Annotated in this window: 16 protein-coding genes and 3 tRNA genes; 6 read left to right on the top strand and 13 right to left on the bottom strand. The window is 71.2% G+C overall.

Features of this window, described 5'->3' with window-relative positions; genetic code table 11:
* The first annotated feature begins 50 nt into the window (after positions 1–50).
* The 4 genes from DP939_RS48210 (at position 51) to DP939_RS35180 (ending at position 3,625) form a co-directional block, all read left to right on the top strand.
* A complete protein-coding gene (locus DP939_RS48210; protein ID WP_318656336.1) occupies positions 51–254 on the top strand; it encodes an HNH endonuclease in 204 nt (67 codons plus the stop codon).
* Between the two features lie 298 nt (positions 255–552).
* Complete coding sequence (locus tag DP939_RS46445; RefSeq protein WP_158578880.1) at positions 553–969, top strand: SPASM domain-containing protein; 417 nt, start codon at positions 553–555, stop codon at positions 967–969.
* An 11-nt stretch (positions 970–980) separates the two neighbouring features.
* Positions 981–1,820, top strand: a complete 840-nt coding sequence (locus tag DP939_RS35185; RefSeq protein WP_199565622.1) for an aminoglycoside phosphotransferase — start codon at positions 981–983, stop codon at positions 1,818–1,820.
* Positions 1,821–2,686: 866 nt separating this feature from the next.
* Positions 2,687–3,625: a sulfite exporter TauE/SafE family protein gene (locus tag DP939_RS35180; RefSeq protein ID WP_113985159.1), complete on the top strand. Its 939-nt coding sequence runs from the start codon at positions 2,687–2,689 to the stop codon at positions 3,623–3,625.
* 66 nt (positions 3,626–3,691) lie between these two features.
* Here the strand turns inward: DP939_RS35180 and DP939_RS35175 are convergent, their stop codons facing one another.
* Positions 3,692–4,933 carry a cytochrome ubiquinol oxidase subunit I gene (locus DP939_RS35175; protein ID WP_113985158.1) on the bottom strand — a complete coding sequence of 414 codons (1,242 nt, stop codon included), beginning with the start codon at positions 4,931–4,933 and terminating at the stop codon, positions 3,692–3,694.
* An 89-nt stretch (positions 4,934–5,022) separates the two neighbouring features.
* Positions 5,023–6,150, bottom strand: a complete 1,128-nt coding sequence (locus DP939_RS35170; RefSeq protein WP_113985157.1) for a sensor histidine kinase — start codon at positions 6,148–6,150, stop codon at positions 5,023–5,025.
* Positions 6,151–6,284: 134 nt separating this feature from the next.
* Here DP939_RS35170 and DP939_RS35165 point away from each other — a divergent pair, with 134 nt between their 5' ends.
* Positions 6,285–7,520: an RNA polymerase sigma factor gene (locus DP939_RS35165; RefSeq protein ID WP_450097548.1), complete on the top strand. Its 1,236-nt coding sequence runs from the start codon at positions 6,285–6,287 to the stop codon at positions 7,518–7,520.
* Positions 7,521–7,584: 64 nt separating this feature from the next.
* Here DP939_RS35165 and DP939_RS35160 read toward each other — a convergent pair whose 3' ends face one another.
* The 6 genes from DP939_RS35160 to DP939_RS35135 form a co-directional block, all read right to left on the bottom strand.
* Complete coding sequence (locus DP939_RS35160) at positions 7,585–8,391, bottom strand: class I SAM-dependent methyltransferase (protein ID WP_113985156.1); 807 nt, start codon at positions 8,389–8,391, stop codon at positions 7,585–7,587.
* Between the two features lie 72 nt (positions 8,392–8,463).
* Entirely contained in the window at positions 8,464–9,066 is a 603-nt protein-coding gene (locus DP939_RS35155; RefSeq protein ID WP_113985155.1) for an HAD family hydrolase, read from the bottom strand.
* Positions 9,067–9,131: 65 nt separating this feature from the next.
* Positions 9,132–9,203, bottom strand: a tRNA-Arg gene (locus DP939_RS35150).
* Positions 9,204–9,208: 5 nt separating this feature from the next.
* A tRNA-Val gene (locus DP939_RS35145) sits at positions 9,209–9,281 on the bottom strand.
* 28 nt (positions 9,282–9,309) lie between these two features.
* Positions 9,310–9,384, bottom strand: a tRNA-Arg gene (locus tag DP939_RS35140).
* Positions 9,385–9,674: 290 nt separating this feature from the next.
* Positions 9,675–10,784, bottom strand: a complete 1,110-nt coding sequence (locus DP939_RS35135; protein ID WP_113985172.1) for a serine hydrolase domain-containing protein — start codon at positions 10,782–10,784, stop codon at positions 9,675–9,677.
* Between the two features lie 98 nt (positions 10,785–10,882).
* Here DP939_RS35135 and DP939_RS35130 point away from each other — a divergent pair, with 98 nt between their 5' ends.
* Positions 10,883–11,530 carry a TetR/AcrR family transcriptional regulator gene (locus tag DP939_RS35130; RefSeq protein ID WP_113985154.1) on the top strand — a complete coding sequence of 216 codons (648 nt, stop codon included), beginning with the start codon at positions 10,883–10,885 and terminating at the stop codon, positions 11,528–11,530.
* Here DP939_RS35130 and DP939_RS35125 read toward each other — a convergent pair.
* The 5 genes from DP939_RS35125 to DP939_RS35105 are packed head-to-tail and all read right to left on the bottom strand — an operon-like array spanning position 11,527 to position 19,143.
* Complete coding sequence (locus DP939_RS35125; protein ID WP_113985153.1) at positions 11,527–13,098, bottom strand: ABC transporter permease; 1,572 nt, start codon at positions 13,096–13,098, stop codon at positions 11,527–11,529. The genes DP939_RS35130 and DP939_RS35125 overlap by 4 nt on opposite strands.
* Positions 13,095–13,991, bottom strand: a complete 897-nt coding sequence (locus tag DP939_RS35120) for an ABC transporter ATP-binding protein (RefSeq protein WP_113985152.1) — start codon at positions 13,989–13,991, stop codon at positions 13,095–13,097. The genes DP939_RS35125 and DP939_RS35120 overlap by 4 nt, the downstream gene beginning before the upstream one ends.
* Positions 13,988–14,614 (bottom strand): TetR/AcrR family transcriptional regulator, encoded by a 627-nt coding sequence (locus DP939_RS35115; protein WP_158578879.1) that lies wholly within the window; start codon positions 14,612–14,614, stop codon positions 13,988–13,990. Before DP939_RS35115 ends, DP939_RS35120 begins: the two co-directional genes overlap by 4 nt.
* A 42-nt stretch (positions 14,615–14,656) precedes the next feature.
* Positions 14,657–17,818, bottom strand: a complete 3,162-nt coding sequence (locus DP939_RS35110; RefSeq protein ID WP_113985150.1) for a DUF7824 domain-containing protein — start codon at positions 17,816–17,818, stop codon at positions 14,657–14,659.
* Positions 17,815–19,143, bottom strand: a complete 1,329-nt coding sequence (locus DP939_RS35105; RefSeq protein ID WP_113985149.1) for an SWIM zinc finger family protein — start codon at positions 19,141–19,143, stop codon at positions 17,815–17,817. The genes DP939_RS35110 and DP939_RS35105 overlap by 4 nt, the downstream gene beginning before the upstream one ends.
* Positions 19,144–19,224 lie beyond the last annotated feature (81 nt).

Raw genomic sequence — 19,224 nt, 5'->3', positions numbered from 1 at the left:
CCAGGCAAAAGGGTCTATGTCCGCTCTGCGGACTGGACTTGATCGAAGGCGTGGGCTATGAGCCGGACTCCGTTCGTAGCTGGGCGGAATGGTTCGTGGCAAACGCCAGGACGATCAACAGGCACCATCTGATCTACCGGCGCCAAGGTGGCACAGATGACAGGTCCAATCTCGTGCTCATCCACGCTGCGTGCCACCGGCAGCACCATGCAGCCGACCACCAGCCTGGACCAAGGAGAATTCCCAATGCATAGCTCTTGCGACCTGCTTGAGCCGGGTGCGGTGAGAGTCGCACGCCCGGTTCTGAGGGGGCCCCTGCATCCGAGAGGAGCAGGGGCTACCCGACACACCGATGACCAGCAGGAACACCAAGTCATCACAGGGCGGCCTACGCTACGGGCCACCAGCAGGAACATCGCCCGCGCGCACGAGTACGGCATACCGGTCCGCGCCGGCGTCGTCGGTGTTCTCAACAGGCAGCGCGTCAGGCAGGGCATCTCCGTCCTGGAACGAATCGGCATCCCCGACATCGGATACGACGACCTACGCGAGGTGGGTCGCGGCGTCCGCGAGGCCGGCCCCGGCATCGATCAACTCTGCGGGCACTGCGCAGACCGCAAGGCGGCCATCTCCCCGGCGGGTGACGTCTGGCCCTGCGTCTTCTCACGCTGGCTCACCGCCGGGAACGTCCTGCGGTCCTCGCTCGCCGACATCGTGGAAGGCGAAGTGTTCGAGCGGATCACCCGCGAACTGCGGGCCACATTCGCCACAGCGGACGCCGAGTGCGGCCCCGACGCCTGCACCCCTCGCTGCGGCCCCTCGTGCGGACCCGCGTGCGTCCCGCAGTACCGCACCCCGTGCAGGCCCCGCCAGGGATGCGCTCCTGACTACGGATCGTGCGACCCTGATAAGCGGCTGTGCACCCCCGACCGAGGGTGCAAGCCCAACAAGTGCAGGCCCACCAGCTAGAAAGACACGGCGTGACCACCGGAGACCACGAGAGCGGGCAACGCCTCTTCCTGCGGCGCATCCTGGCCGAGGGAGCCGAAAGGCTCCGCGTCACGCTGTCCGGCGACATGGTGTTCGGGTGGCGCGACCGTACGATCGGATCGGCCGCCCTTCGCCAGGACGGCCGGTTCTGGCTGCGGGCGACCGCCGAGCACAGAGATTGGGCACAGGGCGAAGCCTGGAACGGCAACCCGGACGCCGCCGACATCACGGGCGTCCCCAAGCCTCTCCTGATCAACCGTGTCGAATGGAGTGAACCGCCCGTCGAGATGTACGCCGAGTTGATGACCTACGTCTCCGACACACCATGCTCACCCACCCCCGACCTGCGCGAGGCCATCACACTCCCCGACGCTTGGTGGACAGACCTGCGCGAGGCCCTCAACACCCTCGCCGGTCACCCCACCGAACGAGGCGACCACGACGCCGACGCCTACCTACGCGAACTCGGCGACACCTACGAACGTCCCCTGGCCCTGCCGCCCCCGGCGATGCGCACCGAGCACACGGACCTGCACTGGTCCAACCTGACCAGACCACGGCTGTGGATCCTCGACTGGGAGTACTGGGGCCGCGCCCCCGCAGGGTTCGGCGTTGCCACCCTGTACCTGCACAGCCTCCTGGTCCCCGACATGGCGGGGCAGGTACACGACGAATTCGCCGACCTACTGGCCTCACCGACCGGCCAGGTTGCCCAGCTCGGTGCCGCCGCGCACATCCTCAGCCGGTCTTACCGCGTGGACGACTACGCGGAGTTGCAACATCCTGTACGCCGCCATGTGCGACGCCTTCTCGGCGAGGACCGGGTGTAGCTTCTCTGATGGTCAGGAGGATGCCGTCATCTACCTTGATGGCGAAGAGCCGACCCGAAGCGCGGCCTCTTGGGCGAAGCCCCTGCTCTCTCGCGCGGAGCGCGACCCCTTAGGCGAGGCCCTGCCTCCGCGCGGAGCGCGAACCCATGGGGCGAAGCCCTGCCCTGGCGCGGAGCGTGGCCCCTGGGCGAAGCCCCTGCTCTTGCGCGGAGCGCGTCGTTCCCGCCGGAGGCGGGGCGTCGGGCGAAGCCCGACATCGAAAGCACGGCTGAGCGAAGCGAAGGCGATTGTGCGCCCGGAGCGCGAACCCATGGGCGGAGCCCTGTCCTCTCGCGCAGAGCGCGACCCCTTAGGCGAGGCCCTGCCCCCGCGCGTAGCGCGAACCCATGGGGCGCGGCCCCCTGGGCGAAGCCCGCCCTCCCGCGCGGAGCGCGTCGTTCCCGACGGAGGCGGGGTGTCGGGCGGAGGCCGACACGAGGAAGAACAGGCCGAGCGTCAGCGAGGACGATTGGGGGCGGGGCATGGGGCTTCGGGGGCGCTAATGGGACATCTGCGTACTGGTGGATGGGGGCGTCTCGTATACCGGTTCGGTCACGAGGGGGGCTTCAGGCATAGATCATTTCTGGGGCGGCGTGCGGGGTATCTGATCTAGGTGTAGGCGATCAAGCATCTGACCTGGGCTTATGCGGGGGAAACCATCGCTGCTTCCGCGTCGGCTGGGTGCTATAGGGCCCGTTTTCGCGACATAACGCGACACGTCAGCGACTGCCCGATCTTCGCAACGTTCCAAACGGACTTGACGTATCCGCAATCACGTTAAACCATAATTCCTATCAGCACAGTAGGTATACTAGGAAGGGGATGTTGTGCGCGCACTCGTCCTCCTGGGCCTCGTCGGCCTGGCGGCACAACTCGTCGATGGCAGCCTCGGCATGGCCTACGGCGTCACTTCGACCACGCTGCTACTCGCCATCGGCACCAACCCCGCCGCCGCCTCGGCGACCGTCCACCTAGCCGAGATCGGCACCACGCTGGCGTCCGGCATCTCGCACTGGCGATTCAAGAACATCGACTGGAAGGTCGTCGCCAAGATCGGCATCCCGGGTGGTGTCGGCGCGTTCGCGGGTGCCACCTTCCTGTCGACCCTCTCCACCGAGGTCGCGGCCCCGGTGATGTCGCTCATCCTGCTCGCGCTCGGTGTCTACATCATCATCCGGTTCACCGCGTTCGGCCTGCCCCGGGGCAACCTCGGCAAGCCGCTGCGCAAGCGCTTCCTGACCCCGCTCGGCCTGGTCGCCGGGTTCGTCGACGCCACGGGCGGTGGCGGCTGGGGTCCGGTCGGTACTCCGGCGATCCTGGCCAGCGGCCGGCTTGAGCCGCGCAAGGTGATCGGCTCCATCGACGCCAGCGAGTTCATCGTCGCCATCGCGGCCAGCATCGGCTTCCTGGTCGGCATCGGGTCGGAGAACATCAATGTGTCCTGGGTCCTCGTGCTGCTGCTCGGCGGCGTCATCGCCGCGCCGATCGCGGCCTGGCTGGTCCGGCACATCCCGCCGCGCATCCTCGGCTCGGCCGTGGGCGGCGTCATCATCCTCACCAACGTGCGGACCATCCTGCGCAGCGACTGGGTGGACGCCGGCAGCGGCGTGCAGACGGTCGCCTACATCGTCATCGCCCTGATCTGGGCCGCCGCCATCGCGTACTCGGTCAGGGAGTACCGTCGCGACCGTGACCGCGAGTCGGTTGAGGCGGCGGAGCACGCCCAGCGCGAGCGTCCGGCCGAAGAAGAGCCCGTCGCACCCTGAGCACGACACGGAAAGGGCCGGCTACCCGGGGGACGGGCCGGCCCTTTCGCATTCCCGGCGAACCCGCTAATAGCTGACGACCGGCACCGCCACCGGCGTCACCACCGACTCCTCCGGCCCCCGCCGCGCGTGCCGGGCCAGCATCCAGGCGTTGAGCGCCACGATCGCCACGAACAGCGCGGTGAACCCGAAGAACGACACCCGCACCTGCCCGGGCGTGAGGTCCGACAGCGCCTCGGCGGTGGTCAGCCTGCCGTACACGACCCACGGCTGACGCCCGATCTCGCGCAGAACCCACCCGCCCAGCATCGCGACGTACGGCAGCGGCACCGCCGCGATGAGCAGTACGTGCCACGCCCGCAGCCCCCGCACCGCCGCGGGGAAGAACATCAGCACGAAGCTCACCAGCGAGATCAGCAGCATCACCGCGCACAGCGCCAGCATCACCGTGCCGCCCGCCTGCACCGGCCCGGCCGGAGGCACGTAGTCACCGGGACCGTGGGCGGCCACCATCATCTCCTGGTACCGCGCGACCTGCGCCGCGTCACCGCCGAAGACGGCCCCCTTCATGCCCTGCATGATCTCGAACTGCACGCCGCCGAACCCGGTGACGACCACCAGTCCGGGCAGCGTCAGCCCGACCCCGATGCGCAGCGAGCGCCGGAAGAACTCCTGCTCGGACGTACGTCGGCGCAGGTGGTACGCGCTCACCCCGGCCAGCAGGAACCCCGCGACCACCAGCGCCGCCGAGCCGACGTGCCCGAACGCCTGCAGCGCCGCCGGATTGGTGAACACCGCGACAGGATCGGTGAGCCGCATCTCTCCGTCCACGACCGCGTACCCGACCGGGTTCTGCATCAGCCCGTTGGAAACCAGGATGAAGTACGCCGAAGCGTACGCAGTCAGTGCCACCACCCAGATCGTCGCCAGGTGCACCCACCGGTTCAGCCGCCCCCACCCGAAGATCCACAGCCCCAGGAACGTCGATTCCAGGAAGAACGCGAGCAGCGTCTCCATGGCCAGCGCCGCGCCGAACGTACTGCCCGTGTAGTGCATCAGGCCGCTCCAGTTCAGCCCGAACTGAAACTCCATCACCAGCCCGGTGACGATGCCCATGGCGTAGTTGATGACGTAGAGGCGTCCCCAGAAGCGGGTCATCCGCAGGTGGATCGCGCTGCCGCCGATGGTCGCCCGGGTCTGCATCACCGCGACGACCGTGGCCAGCCCCAGCGTCAGCGCCACGAACAGGAAGTGCCCTCCCGCCGTGACGGCGAACATCGAGCGGGCGAGGTCGAGCGTGCTCTCCATGACAAGAGAGGATGGCCGGGCGGTATCGTCCAGCGCGTCCCGCCTGAGCGGGTTTTCGATGTACTCCCCCGGATGTGGCCCCACGCCCCTTATACGCCTGGTGCGTTAGTCGCGCATGGGATCTCGGCGGCCACCCGGAAGCCGCCGCCGGGGCGTGGGCCGGCGGTGAGGGTGCCGCCGAGTGCGGCGGCGCGTTCGCGCATGCCGGTGATGCCGTAGCCGGGGGCGCACGGCGTACCGTGGCCCTCGTCGTCCACCTCGACCAGTAGGGTGCCGCCGGACCTGCGGATCCGTACCGTGGCGGCCCGCACGCCCGAGTGGCGGGCGACGTTGGTCAGCGCCTCCTGGACGATCCGCGCGGCGGCGGTGTCCACCTCGGGCGGCAGGCCGGTCAGCTCGCCCGCCACGTCGGTGCGTACGTCGAGCCCGCAGCGGCCGATCAGCTCGCCGAGACCGGCCAGGCCGGGGGGCCGTTCGGGGTCGCCCTGCCGGAGTACGCCGAGCGTCGCGCGCAGTTCGCGCAGGGTGTCGCGGCTGGTCTCCTTGATCGTGGCGAGCGCGGGCGCGGCCTGCTCGGGGTGGTCGGCCAGGCGGTGCAGGGCCGCCCCGGCCTGGACGTTGATCAGGGACAGGTTGTGGCCGAGTACGTCGTGCAGGTCCCTGGCGATGCGCAGCCGTTCCTCCAGCGCGCGGCGGCGGGCCTCCTCCTCCTTGCCGTGCTCGGCGGCGCGGACCCGCTGCTCGGCCTCCCGCAGGTAGGCGCGGTGGTTGTGGGTGACCCCGCCGATCGCCACGGCGGCGAGCATCCACCCGCCGACCAGCATGATCATGCTGTCGTCCACGTGCCGGAGGTCGCCGCGCAGTTCCTCGACGCCGATCGCGGCCAGCGCGGCGACGGTCAGCAGCAGCGAGGGCAGTACGCGGCCCCGGTCGGCGGCCGTGTAGAGGGCCAGGAACAGGGCGGCGACCAGGGGGCCGTCCAGCGCGGACAGCGGGTAGTAGACGAAGCAGAGCAGCGTGGCGCCGAGGAGTACGGCCAGCGGCCACCGGCGGCGTGCCGGCATCGCGGCGGACGCGGCCACGGACGCTCCGATGTCCAGCGGCCCCACCGGCACGGACGGCTTCACCAGCGACGCCACCCACGGGCCGGCCAGGATGACGGCGATCACCACGCCGGTCAGCGCGGACTGCCGTAAGCCTTCGCGGGTTTCCCCCATGTGCCGCACGTTCAGCACTCTAGCCAGCGGTTTCGCCGACCGGGGCGGGGTTTCCGGCGGGGTGGTCCAGGCACCGCCGAACAGCGGATACCCTCCTACGAAAGGGCCCGTCGCACCGATTCCGACCGGGCGGTATGGCTCTGACCAGTGAAAATGCGATAACCGGGAATCGGGAACGTCAGGTATCGCGTTATACGTCAATACCTGAAGTGGGACCCGCGCATCTGACATGGCAGATGCGGGTCCGGTCGCGCCAGGAGGTATCTGTGTCGCCTGCCCGTTCGAGTCGTTCGTCGGCCGCGACCTCGTCGCAGGTCGCCGAACCCATCGCCGAGCCGGATGAGGTTCCGCCGGCCGAGCCCGCCGGGCCGGAGGACGAGTCCTTCACCCTGCTCGACGCTGAGGACGACATCGGTGACGATGGCGAGCCCATCGCCCAGATAGCCGCCGCGGCCGGCGCCACCGCCGACCCGGTCAAGGACTATCTCAAGCAGATCGGCAAGGTCTCCCTGCTCAACGCCGAGCAGGAGGTCGAGCTGGCCAAGCGGATCGAGGCCGGGCTGTTCGCCGAGGAGCAACTGGCCTCGGAGTTCGGGTCGCTGCCGGTCGACGTCCGCGCCGAGCTGGAATGGATCGCCGAGGACGGCCGCCGTGCGAAGAACCACCTGCTGGAGGCCAACCTGCGGCTGGTGGTGTCGCTCGCCAAGCGGTACACCGGGCGCGGGATGCTCTTCCTGGACCTGATCCAGGAGGGCAACCTGGGCCTGATCCGTGCGGTCGAGAAGTTCGACTACACCAAGGGATTCAAGTTCTCCACCTACGCCACCTGGTGGATCAAGCAGGCGATCACCAGGGCGATGGCCGACCAGGCCCGCACCATCCGCATCCCGGTTCACATGGTCGAGGTCATCAACAAGCTGGCCCGGGTGCAGCGCCAGATGTTGCAGGACCTCGGCCGCGAGCCGACCCCGGAGGAGCTGGGCCGTGAGCTGGACATGCCGCCGGAGAAGGTCGTGGAGGTGCAGAAGTACGGCCGTGAGCCGATCTCGCTGAGCACCCCGCTGGGTGAGGAGGGCGACAGCGAGTTCGGTGACCTGATCGAGGACTCCGAGGCGATCGTGCCCGAGGACGCGGTCAGCTTCGCGCTCCTGCAGAAGCAGCTCCACTCGGTGCTGGACACGCTGTCGGAGCGGGAGGCCGGGGTGGTCTCGATGCGGTTCGGGCTGACCGACGGCCAGGCCAAGACGCTGGACGAGATCGGCAAGGTGTACGGCGTGACCCGCGAGCGGATCCGCCAGATCGAGAGCAAGACGATGTCCAAGCTGCGACACCCGTCCCGCTCCCAGGCGCTCCGCGAGTACCTCGAGTAACACCGGTCTTGACGAGAAAGGCCCGCGACGTTCGATTGTCGCGGGCTTTTTCGTTCGCCCTTGGTCAGGCGCGGCAGATGAGTTCGCCGTGCGGGATGGACAGCCAGCCGTCCGGCGACTCGGCCCAGGCGAGCCAGCCCGCCGAGATGCGGCGCAGGTCGTCGTCGGTGGCCGCGCCGGTGGCGAGGGCCTGGGCCGCCATGTCCGAACGCAGGATGCGGTCCGCCCACATGCCGCCCCACCAGGCCCGGTCTTCGGGCGTGGTGAAACACCAGGTGGCCGAGGTGGCGGTGATGTCGGTGAAACCGGCGGCGCGGGCCCAGGACAGCAGCCGCCGCCCGGCGTCGGGCTCGCCGCCGTTGGCGCGGGCCACCCGCTGGTAGAGGGCGAGCCAGTCGTCCAGCTCGGGCGGCTGCGGGTACCACGCGAAGGCCGCGTAGTCGCTGTCGCGGACGGCGACCACGCCGCCCGGACGGCAGACCCGCCGCATCTCGCGCAGCGCGCCCACCGGGTCGCCGACGTGCTGGAGCACCTGGTGGGCGTGGACCACGTCGTAGGAGTCGCCGGGCAGGTCGAGGGCGTGGACGTCGCCCACCACGAACTCCACGCCGTCCTGGCCGCGCCGGGCCGCCTCCGCCCTGGCCAGGTCGAGCGCGTCGGGCGTCACCTCCACGGCGGTGACGCGGCCGGGCGCGACGCGGGCCGCGAGGTCCAGCGTGAGGGTGCCCGGTCCGCAGCCGATGTCGAGCAGGGCCTGGCCCGGCGCGAGGTGCGGCAGCAGGTACGCCGCGGAGTTGTCCGCGGTGCGCCACCGGTGGGAGCGCAGTACGGACTCGTCGTGGCCGTGCGTGTAGACGGCATGCCTGCTCATGGCACCCTCCTCGCGATCGCCGCTCGACAGGGACCCTAACAGGTCATCCCATGATATGAGAACGTCATCTCATCATGTGGACACCAGGCGATCCAGGTCGGCGCGCAGCCGGTCGGCGTCGGTGAACAGCACGCCGGAGATGCCGAGCGCGGTGGCCGCCTCGACGTTGTCCGCCCGGTCGTCGACGAACACCACGTCGCCCGGGGACACGCCCAGCCGCTCGCACACCTCCCGGTAGATCGCCGGGTCGGGCTTGGCCCGGCGCAGGTCGGCGCTGAAGAAGCGGTGGCTGAACACCGCCGCCCACGGCTGCTCGTCGATCAGCCGGGCCATCTCCAGCGGCGCGTTCGACAGCAGCGCCAGCGGCACCGCGCGGCCCTCCAGCTCGCGCAGGATGTCCAGAGTGCCGGAGTTGAGATAGCCCCACATCTTGAGGTCGAGCGCGATCAGCTCATCGAGCGGCGCGTCGGCCGCCGTGAGGCCGAGCCCGGTGTAGACGCCGCCCCAGAACCCGGCCGCGTCCACCGTGGCCATGTCGTAGTCGAGCCGGCCCTCCCAGTAGACCTCCCAGAAGCGCTCCTCCCGCACTCCGATGAGCCCGCTCAGGGCCGCGGCCTCGCGCGGCCCAGGAGGATCACAGATGACCCCGCCGAAGTCGAACAGCACCCACTTCATGTTTCTCACATCTACCATGTGCGTTCGCACATTGGCAACGTGCTCTAGGTGTCCGGAGCGTGAAGGGCGACCGACCAGATTTGAACTGGCACCACCGGAATCGACGCCCGGTATGCTCCCGCCTACACCACGGTCACCCACGTCGGCCCGGCAGGAATCGAACCCGCGACACCCGGTTTGTAAGACCGGTGCTCTTCCGGCTGAGCTACAGGCCGTTTCTCGGTTATTCGGTTGTTCCGATCGTGGCCCCGGCAGGACTTGAACCTGCGGCAGACCCGGTTTCGTAGACCGGCGCTCTCTCCACTGAGCTACGAGGCCGAACATGGTCATTCCAATGAAAAAGCCGCCTGGGTGGTGTCCCGGGCGGCTTTGCCGAACCTTCGCAGGTCAGCGGCATCGCCACCGGGACACGAGGCGCACGCGGGACCGCGTACGGCCGCGCCTGCGAATGCGATCCACCTCGTGGTCCACTTGCTGATCCTTGTCCGTTGCCGTGTGTTGTCGGGCTCTCAACGTAGCCGTGGGCTCCGCCGATCGCCACTCATTTAGTTGGACGGCCGATGGGCCGGATCGGTTCGCGGCCCAGGCCGACAATTCACATCAGGTATTCATCGGGAAACGGACTTGGCGACGATGTCACCGATCACGGTCACCGTGTCGAAGTCGTTCGTCAGCAGGTTCTTGGTGATGGCCACGGTCACCCCGGTGGCGGTGTCGGCGTACGCGGCGCTGCCCCCGGCCCCGGCCATGCCGAACACGGCCGGCGTCTGGTCCGGCGAGGAGTCCGGCCGGCCGATCGCGTACCCGAGCCCCCAGGCGGAGGGCATGCCGAACACCTCGTCGGGCCCGCTGACGGCGACGGCCGTCGCCTCGCGCAGCCGTTCCGGCGAGATCAGCCGTACGCCGTCCACCTCGCCGAGCAGGGCCGCGTACATGCGGGCGATGGCCCTGGCCGTGGTCTTGCCCCCGGCGGGGATGTCGGCGGTCAGGTAGTCGGGCCTGCTGCCGAGCGCGGCGGTGGGCATCAGGCTCATCGGGCCCGCCTTGAACATCGGCAGGTCATCCGGCATGTCGGCGAACGCCGACATGTCCACGGGCGCGTCCTCCAGCCGGGCCAGCCGGTGGTGCTCGGCGGCGGGCATGCCGAAGTACAGCTCGCGGGCCACGCCCAGCGGCTCGCCGATCTCCTCGCGCAGCACCTGCGAGATGGGCTTGCCGGTCACCCGCCGCACGATCTCACCCACGAGGAACCCGAACGTGTAGGCGTGGTAGCCCACCTTGGTCCCCGGCTCCCACCACAGCTCGGCGTTCTCCAGCGCGGCGACCATGGTCTCCCAGCGGCAGACGTCCTCGGGCGTGGTGTCCAGCGGCACCCCGGGCACGCCGGCCGTGTGGGTGAGCACGTGGCGTACGGTCACCCCGCCCTTGCCGTGCGCCCCGAACTCCGGCCACAGCTCGGCCACCGGAGTGTCGTAGCCGAACAGCCCGCGCTCGGCGAGCAGGTGGGCGACGGTCGCGGTGGCGCCCTTGCCGATGGAGAAGTTGTAGAAGGGGGTGTCCGCGGTGACCGGCCGCCCGGTCTCGGGGTCGGCGATCCCGGCGACCACATCGACCACCTGCGCGCCGTCCTGGTAGACGGCCACCTGGAGGCCGCGCTCGCGGCCGGACGCCACCAGCTCGTCGGCGGCCTGCTGCACCTGCTCCTGAAGGACGTTCATGGTCATATGTCCATTTCTCTATGGGAACTGGACGGTACAGTACTGGCATCAGTACGGAACTGTCCAGTACTCTCTTCCCCATCGGAGAGAGAGGGCCTATGACAGACATCGATGGTGAGGCGAGCCGTACGGCCCGCAAGCGCGGCCAGATAGCCGAGGCCGCGACGGCGGTCTTCCTCCGCAACGGCTACGTCGGCGCGAGCATGGACGAGGTGGCGGCGCTCGCGGGGGTCTCCAAGCAGACCGTGTACAAGCACTTCACCGACAAGCAGCAGCTTTTCACCCACATCGTCCTCGCCACCACCACTGAGGTGGACGCCCTCGTCAAGGTGGTGGCGGCGACCCTCGACGAGGGCGACGACCCGGCGGAGGACCTGCGCCGGCTGGCCCGCACGTTCCTCGACGCGCTGTTGCGCCCCGAGGTGCTCCGGCTGCGCCGGTTGGTCATCGCCGAGGCCGACCGGTTCCCCGAACTCGGCCGTGCCTGGTACGAGAACGGCTTCGAGCGCGTACTCACGACCCTGGCCGGCTGCTTCGAACGCCTCGCCGCCCGCGGCCGGCTCTCCCTGGACGACGCCGCCATGGCCGCCCACCACCTGGTGGGCCTGCTGCTGTGGATTCCGGTGAACCGGGCGATGTTCGTCGGCAGCGAGGCGGGCGCCGTCCCCGACGCCGACCGCGACCGGCTCGCGGACACGGCGGTCGCGGCCTTCCTGCGCGCCTACGGCCCGCGGGGCGAGCCCTAACCCGAGGGCACCAGGTCACGCCGGCGCAGCAGGGCCACCCCCGCCGCCGCCATGGCCGCGGCCAGCAGCGTCAGCAGGGCCAACGGCCCTGCCTGCGCCGCTCCGGCGTCCAGCAGGAGCGCGGGCACGTGCACGAACGGCGACAGGTCCACCACGACCCCTTCCGCCAGCCGGAACTCCGCCAGCAGGTCGATGACCAGGAACCCGCCGAGCACCGTCCAGCTCACCGCCGTGGCCGCCCTGGGCAGTACGCCGAACAGCAGCACCGCCACCCCCGTCACGAACCACACCGCCGGGAGGTACGCCAGCGCCGCCCCCGCGACGCGGAGCGCGTCACCGTCGTAGACCAGCCCCGCCGCCGCCCCCAGTACGGCCAGCAGCAGCGCCGGGCCCGCGAACGCGAACACCAGATGGCTCAGCGCCCAGCGGGCCCGGCCGACCGGGCCGGACAGCAGGAGTTCGGCCAGGCCCGCGGCCTCCTCGCCGCGGACGTGCAGCGCCGACACCAGCGCCGCGCCCGCGACGAGCTGGCTGAGCACGTAGATGACGAACGTGAAGAACACCTCAGAGACCCGCGCGTCCGTGCCGCCCATGGTCACGGCCAGTTCCCGGAACTCCGGTGTGTCCAACTGGGCGTCCAGCCCGCGCGCCGCCCCGCCGACCAGCGCGCCCATCGCCGCGAACCCCACCGCGAAACCGGCGAGCGTACCCCGGTGCAGCCGCGCGGCCAGCCCGAACACGCCCGTGAGCGCCCCCTCGGCCGGACCCTGCCGGGCGGCCATCAGGCCGCCCGCCACGTCGCGCCGCGCGGACAGCGCGAACGCCACCGCCGACAGCGCCACGACGAACGCCACGACCAGGCCGAGCACCCACCACCGGTCGCGGGCGTAGGGCTCGGTCAGCCGTACCCAGCCGAACGGCGACAGCCAGCCGAGCCAGCCGGTCCCCGTCGTGTCGGCCGCGGAACGCACCCCGAACAGCAGCCCGGCGACCGCGATGGCGAGCCCGCCTGCCGCCCCCGAGGAGGCGCTGACCTGCGCCGTGACCGCGGCCACGGCGGCGAACGCCCAGCCGCCCACCGCGTAGGACAGCCCGAACAGCAGCGAGGACCCCACCGGCAGGCCGTTCCCGGCCAGGCCGGGCACCGCCAGCAGGCCCATCAGCAGGCCCGCCGCCAGGACGGCCACCAGCGCGGCGGTCAGCGGCGCGTGCCTGCCGATCGCGCCGGACGACAGCAGCTCGCGCCGCCCGGCCCCCTCCTCCGCCCTGGTGTGCCGGATCACCAGCAGGATGCTGATCAGGCCGCCGAGCAGCGCGCCGGACGCGCCGAGCGTCCAGGCGGTCAGGCCGCCGACGCTCGCGTCGTAGACGACGCCGCGCATGGCCAGCTGGGCGGGGTTGCTCATCGACGCGGCGGCGAACGCCTCGCGGGCCGCCTCGCCCGGGTACAGGCGGACGGTCGCGGAGGCGATGGAGGACGGGAGGATCGCGCCGATGACGATCCACACCGGCAGCAGCGCGCGGTCCCTGCGCAGGATGAGCCGGACGAGAGTCCAGGTACCGGTCATTTCGCCGCTCCCGCGTAGTGGCGCAGGAACAGCGTCTCCAGCGTCGGCGGCTGGGTGGTCAGCGCGCGTACGCCCACCCCGGCCAGCCCGCCGAGCACGGCGGTCAGCGCGTCGCCGTCCACCTGGCAGCTCAGCCGGTCGCCGTCCAGGCTGAGATCGTGGACGCCGGGCAGCGCGGCCAGCCCCGGCGCGGGTCCGGCCAGCTCGGCGGTCACCGAGGTGCGGGTGAGGTGCCGCAGCTCGGCCAGGGTGCCGGTCTCGACGGTACGCCCGGCACGCACGATGCTCACCCGGTCGCACAGCGCCTCCACCTCCGACAGGATGTGGCTGGACAGCAGCACCGTGCGCCCGGTGCGCTTCTCGGCGGCGACGCACTCGCGGAAGACCGCCTCCATCAGCGGGTCCAGGCCGGAGGTCGGCTCGTCCAGGACCAGCAGTTCGACGTCGGAGGCGAAGGCCGCCACCAGCGCCACCTTCTGCCGGTTGCCCTTGGAGTAGGTACGGCACTTCTTGCGCGGGTCCAGCTCGAAGCGGTCCAGGAGTTCGGCCCGCCTGCCGGGGTCGAGCCCGCCGCGCGTCCTGCCCAGCAGGTCGATGACCTCGCCGCCGGTCAGCGACGGCCACAGGGTGACGTCGCCGGGCACGTACGCCAGCCGCCGGTGCAGCTCGGTGGCCTCCCGCCACGGGTCGCCGCCGAGTAATTCGGCCCGGCCGGAGGTCGCCCGCATCTGGCCGAGCAGGATCCGGATCGTCGTTGTCTTGCCCGCGCCGTTGGGCCCGAGGAAGCCGTGCACCTCGCCGGGGCGTACGGTGAGGTCCAGCCCGTCGAGGGCCCTGGCCTTCCCGAACGCCTTGACCAGCCCCTCGACGCGGATGACGGCGGCGGCGCTCATCGCTCCTCCTCGTACTTCGCCAGCCCGGTGCGGGCCTGGTCGAACAGCTCCCGGCCCAGGAACTCGGGCCTGATCAGGTCGAGATGCGCCTTGCCGACGCGTATCGCGCCGGGCGCGGCGTACATGTCGGTGCCGATGGCCCGCGAGACGTGCTCGTGCAGCACGGTGATGCCCAGCTTCATCGCGGTCAGCACCGCCGCCCGGGCCCGGTGATCGACCTCTGGCCCGCTCTCGCGGGCCAGATGCTCCTCCGTCACGCTGACCAGCTCGTCGAACATGGCCCGCGCCTCCGGCGAGCCGTCCACCAGGGCCCGGCACAGGTACTTCATCAGCGGCGGCGCGTTGCGGTGGACGCTCTCGATGAACTCCGGCCGCTCCAGATTGCGGTCGCTCGTCCCGATGGTCACCTGCTCGCGTATGTAGCCGATGACGTACTCGTCACAGGCCCGCCGCAGCTCCTCCTTGCTCCCGAAGTGATGCTGTACCAGGCCGGGCGAGACGCCCGCCGCCTCGGCGATCCCCCGAATGGTGGTCGCCTTGACCCCTTGCTCCGCGAACAGCCCCATCGCGGCGTCCCGAATCCGGGCCCGCGCGGTCAGATCCTCTTCCGATATTGGTCGCACGTTCAGCATCATATACAGACACATTGCTTCCAATACAAGTGTTCAGCCGGTGAGTTGGGTGTGCAGGCGTCTGCATTCGTGGGCGAAGCGGTTCGTCCGGGTGCTGCCCGCGTACTCGGCGATGATCGGGATCTCCCCGCGCGCGTCGGTCCAGCCGGCCACGTCGGCGGCGAAGGCGACGAGTTCGGTGTGGGTGACGGTGGTGCGCTTGCCCTGGCCCGGCAACAGCTCCGGCAGCAGTTCACGCAGGATGCGCCACACCTCGCGGTGGCCACCGGCGGCGGCCAGCTCGCCCAGGGCCGCGACGGTGGGCCGGATCTCCCGCCAGGTGCGGCGCAGCACCAGCGCGAGCTGACGGCCGATCGCCTCGGCGGGCAGCTCGCCCCTGGCGGCCATGTCCAGGACCAGCGGGATCATGCCGGACGCGTCGCCGGACAGGAGGAAGGCCAGGATCACCGCCATCGGCTCGCCCATCGGACCCTGAGCGATGTCCAGGCCGGTGACGTCCGTGGATGTCACCCCCACACTCCAGTGCCCGTGCAGCAGGTAGGGCAGCAGGTTGACGGCCACGACCTCGCGATGCGAGGGCAGCATGGCGGGCCACGCCCGCGGCGTGCCCTTGAAGTCGGCCGCCCAGTCGTGCGGCTCGGACAACAGCACCTCGTCGATCAGCCGATGGCCGGTCGGGGCCGTCACCCGCAGCACCGGCTTCAGCCTGACCGACGTGAAGTGCTCCGGCTCGCCGTCGCCGAACTCGACCATGGACGCGTCCACCATGTGCCGCCACACGAGGCCGCACTCGGGGTCGGCCATGCCGCCACCGGCCAGCCAGCGGGCGGCCGAGCGCGCCGCCTCCGAATCGACCTTGGCGGCCCGGTCGGCCGCCGCCCGGTGGGCGCCGCGCGGCAGCCGCAGCAGCGCCTGTGCCAGGTCGGCCGGGGGCGGCTCCACCCCGGCGGCGGCGCAGGTCTCCAGCCGATCGACCAGTACGTCGGGGTCGAGGTGGCCGCTCATCCAGGTGGGCGTGGCCAGCAGTACGGGCGGCAGGGTGTCGTTGCGCAGGGCCTCGGCCAGCTCCGCGTAGCGGTGCAGCAGGAAGTCGTGCGGCGGGGAGACGCGCCTGGGGTGGGGCAGATGGTTGCGCCGCCGCCATTCGTCCTGCTCGGGCAGCGCCTTGCGCAGGAAGGAACGCAGCCGGGACGGCACGAACGCGACGGTCACCTGCACCAGCGGCTCGTCCGGGCCGGGCGGGGGCACCTGCTCCCCCGCCCGCATGGCGGCGATCCGGGCCGGGTCCACGCCCAGCTCGGCCATGCGCTCGTAGGCGCGGTCGAGGATGTGGTACGGCATGGCCTCCTCGGAGTCGTCGTACACGACGCCCGGCCTCGACCGCACCGAGCGGGGGTCGTCCTGCTCGTACTGGACGTTCTCCTCGTTCTCGTCGTCGGCAGGGGAACCGTTCAGGTGGATCCGGCCCCTGGCGAAGGGGATCTCCTGGTCGCCCTCGCGGGCCACCGCCCCGCCCGGACCGTCATCGGTGTTCCAGGTGATGAAGAAGGCGCGCAGCGGGGCGTCGTCGTCGAGGTAGCGGCCCGGCCGGTAGACACCGCCGACCGTGATCCGCCTCTTCGACGGCTCCGGTTCGGGCTCCTCGCCGCGGGTGAGGACGCGTACTCGCACGGAATGGCTTGACTCGTCCCAGAACTTCTCCGGCCCGAACGGCGGCACCTCCGGCACACTGCCGGGGTTGATCAGCTCGGCGGACAGCGCCGACCGCCAGTCGTCGACGTCGTAGCGCACCTCCCTGGAACGCCAGTAGCCCTCGTTCTGCTCGGCGTGCGGCTGAAGCCGCCGGCGCAGTCCGGCCCGGTCGGCGGCGGCCCCGGCGACGAAGGCCGCCAGCCAGCTCTCCTGGCCGACCCAGTCCTCACCGTAGCCGGCGGAGATCGACGGCTCGGGAAACCGCTGCGGCTTTCGCGGCTCGGGCAGCGGCGGGAACACCTTGCGTTCCAGCAGCTCCTCGACCGGGATCTCCCCGCCCAGCCGCTCGGCCAGCTTCACGCCCAGGTGGGCGGGGAGATCGCGGATGCCGTCGAGAATCACCTCGGCGTGCTCGCCGAGCAGGCCGGCGTGTTTCAGGGTCACCTTGACCGCGCGGTCGCGCACGTCGAAGGACTTGTGCGCGTACGCCGTGGTCAGCGCGGTCACGAAATCGGCGGCCGACTCGGGCGCGGCCCGCACCGCCTGGTCGAGCCAGCGCAGGCCGATGGCGGCGAGCTTGGCCTCCTCCCTGAAGGTGAGCGCCTCGATCGCCTCCACCAGGTCGGCGTGGTCGAGCGGCATCGCCGCGCGCACCTGCCCGGCGGCCAGCTCGGCGACCGTGCCCGGGGCCGACGGCAGCAGCCGCAGGTAGTCGCGCAGCCGGGACGCGGTCTCGGCGGGCGTGGGGTCGGCGAGCGTGTGCAGCCGTACGAAGAACCGCAGGTCCTGCGTGTCGCCACCGCGCAGGAAACGGCTCACGCAGCCGTCGAGCACCCGCTCCCTCGGCAGCTCGCGGGTGGCGGCGGCCAGCCAGCGGGTGGGGCGGGGCTCCAGGCGTTCGTCACGGAGGGCGCGGCCCGCGCCCTCGGCGTCGAAGACGCGCGGCAGCAGCAGGGGGGTCAGCGGGTCATAGACCACGTGCGGCTCGGCCAGCCAGGCGGCCACCAGCGGGTCGTGGTCGGGCGGCGCGGCACCGGACTCGCGCAGCAACGCCACGGCCAGCGGCGCGATCCGGTCGGCGGGCCGGCGTATCCGCCGGGCCAGCCGGACCGCGACCTCACGCCGCCACTCCAGAGGACGGGAGGCCGCCACCCGGCACGCCTGGGCGACATCGATGTCCCCGGCCCAGCGACGGTTGACATCGCGGCTGGTCATCCAGGTCACGGCGGCGGCCGGGCCGGTGATGACGCCGACCCCGGCCAGCAGCAGCGCGTCGGCCCGCCCGTCGAGCAGCTCGCCGATCTCCCAGGCGACCTCCGCGGAGTCGTCGGCGCGATCGCCGAACATCTCCTCGATGCGGACCCGGCGCAGCTCCTTGACCAGGCCGGGCAACCGCCCGCCCAGCTCGGCGCGCTCCTCCTCGGTGAGCGCGACCAGCCGGTCGGCCAAGCGGGCGACCCGGTCACGGAGGACCAGGTCACAGATCTCCGTCCACAGGGTCATCGGGAGACCTCCACGGCGGCGCGGGCGACGATCCGGGCGGCCAGCACGTGTTTGCACGGCCCGCGGGAGCCGCGATGGTCCCACCACCACTCGCAGGTACAGGACCCGTCGGTCAGCGAGACCCGGCGCGCGCCGCCCGAGGTGGTGACGGTGGCCAGCTCGCCTTCGAGGTGCACCGCGCCCGCGTCGACGAGCCTGCGCGCCTTGGCCAGCCGCGGGTTGAGCACAAGCACGTTGTCCTTGTCGTAGGGCAGCTCGCGGTGGAAGTGGGCGGCCTCCGACAGGTCGTACCCGACCCGGCCGGCCACGCCGAGCTGCGTCAGCGCGGCCCGCACCCGGTCGGCGGGCAGGCCCGCGCGGTCGGCCAGCAGGCCGATCTCGACCTCGGGCTCGAAGTTGAGCAGCATGCCGACCACGTCGGCGTCGTTCTCGGCCTCGTCGGTGGCCAGGTCGTTGAGCACCGCGCCCTCGCCGGAGAACCCGCGCCAGCCCTCGGGCGAGAGGGTGAGCGTGTAGCGCATGCCGGGCAGTTCCAGCTCCCAGGCGCTGGAGGCGGCGTCGGCCGGGCCGTACACCCGCAGCGACTTCGCGAACCGCAGCAGCGGCAGGAGGGTGGCGAGCCGGTTGGGCCCCGCGAGCTGTACCGAGCCCGGTACCCGCCGGTCGGAGACCTTCAGGTCACGCCCCGCCTGCGCCACCCACACCGTGCCCTTCTTGGGCAGCCCGCGCAGGAACCGCACCGCCGCCATGCCGGTCAGCTCGCCGCGCTGGTCCATCCCCGAGGCGATGACCTGCACCTCGGCGAAACCACGCAACCACCGCTCGGGCAGCGGCACCTTCTTCTCCACGACCGCCCCCTCCATCGTGGTCACGACCAGCTCGTCCAGCCCGACCCCGAGGTGCAGCGGATCCCGCGCCCCGATGCGCGCCAGCGCCTCCCGGAGCGGCGGGTTCACATCGACGTTGGTGGTGCCCCGGTCGAACACCTCGCCGTCGAGCGCGCCACCGAGCAGGTCGAGCCGGGCGTACACCCCGCCACAGGCCGAGAACGACTCGAACCGCAGCCGGTCCCCATTGCACGTCACCACCGGGTCACGCACCCACCCGGGCCGCGCCTGCGGCTGGTGGTACCGGGCCAGCGCCACATCGGCGACGCCGAGCAGGGCCGCCGCGGCGGGGGCCGTCTGGGTCACCACGCCGCTGAAGAAGCGGGGTGCCACGGCCGGGCCGGACAGGGCCCGGCCGCCGGAGGTCGCCAGTCCGAGGCGACCGTCGATGAGGGAGGAGGGCGCGGCGTACGTGTACGCCTGCGTCGCTGAAGTCATGGCCGGGACACTAGATCACCGCACCGACAAACCGATGGGCCGAGCAACGTGCCTGCTCATCGCCCCCTCGATGACATGCTG

Source organism: Spongiactinospora rosea, assembly GCF_003315795.1.
Lineage (GTDB): Bacteria > Actinomycetota > Actinomycetes > Streptosporangiales > Streptosporangiaceae > Spongiactinospora > Spongiactinospora rosea.
Note: the sequence above shows the minus strand (reverse complement) of the source record. Positions and strands in the feature narration are given on the sequence as shown.

What these genes read in the sequence shown, in the direction of transcription:
- DP939_RS35175 (WP_113985158.1), bottom strand. Translation starts at nt 4,933, where the DNA reads ATGGAGAGCACGCTCGACCTCGCCCGCTCGATGTTCGCCGTCACGGCG.
- DP939_RS35170 (WP_113985157.1), bottom strand. Translation starts at nt 6,150, where the DNA reads ATGGGGGAAACCCGCGAAGGCTTACGGCAGTCCGCGCTGACCGGCGTG.
- DP939_RS35165 (WP_450097548.1), top strand. Translation starts at nt 6,285, where the DNA reads ATGGCTCTGACCAGTGAAAATGCGATAACCGGGAATCGGGAACGTCAG.
- DP939_RS35160 (WP_113985156.1), bottom strand. Translation starts at nt 8,391, where the DNA reads ATGAGCAGGCATGCCGTCTACACGCACGGCCACGACGAGTCCGTACTG.
- DP939_RS35155 (WP_113985155.1), bottom strand. Translation starts at nt 9,066, where the DNA reads ATGAAGTGGGTGCTGTTCGACTTCGGCGGGGTCATCTGTGATCCTCCT.
- DP939_RS35135 (WP_113985172.1), bottom strand. Translation starts at nt 10,784, where the DNA reads ATGAACGTCCTTCAGGAGCAGGTGCAGCAGGCCGCCGACGAGCTGGTG.
- DP939_RS35130 (WP_113985154.1), top strand. Translation starts at nt 10,883, where the DNA reads ATGACAGACATCGATGGTGAGGCGAGCCGTACGGCCCGCAAGCGCGGC.
- DP939_RS35125 (WP_113985153.1), bottom strand. Translation starts at nt 13,098, where the DNA reads ATGACCGGTACCTGGACTCTCGTCCGGCTCATCCTGCGCAGGGACCGC.
- DP939_RS35120 (WP_113985152.1), bottom strand. Translation starts at nt 13,991, where the DNA reads ATGAGCGCCGCCGCCGTCATCCGCGTCGAGGGGCTGGTCAAGGCGTTC.
- DP939_RS35110 (WP_113985150.1), bottom strand. Translation starts at nt 17,818, where the DNA reads ATGACCCTGTGGACGGAGATCTGTGACCTGGTCCTCCGTGACCGGGTC.
- DP939_RS35105 (WP_113985149.1), bottom strand. Translation starts at nt 19,143, where the DNA reads ATGACTTCAGCGACGCAGGCGTACACGTACGCCGCGCCCTCCTCCCTC.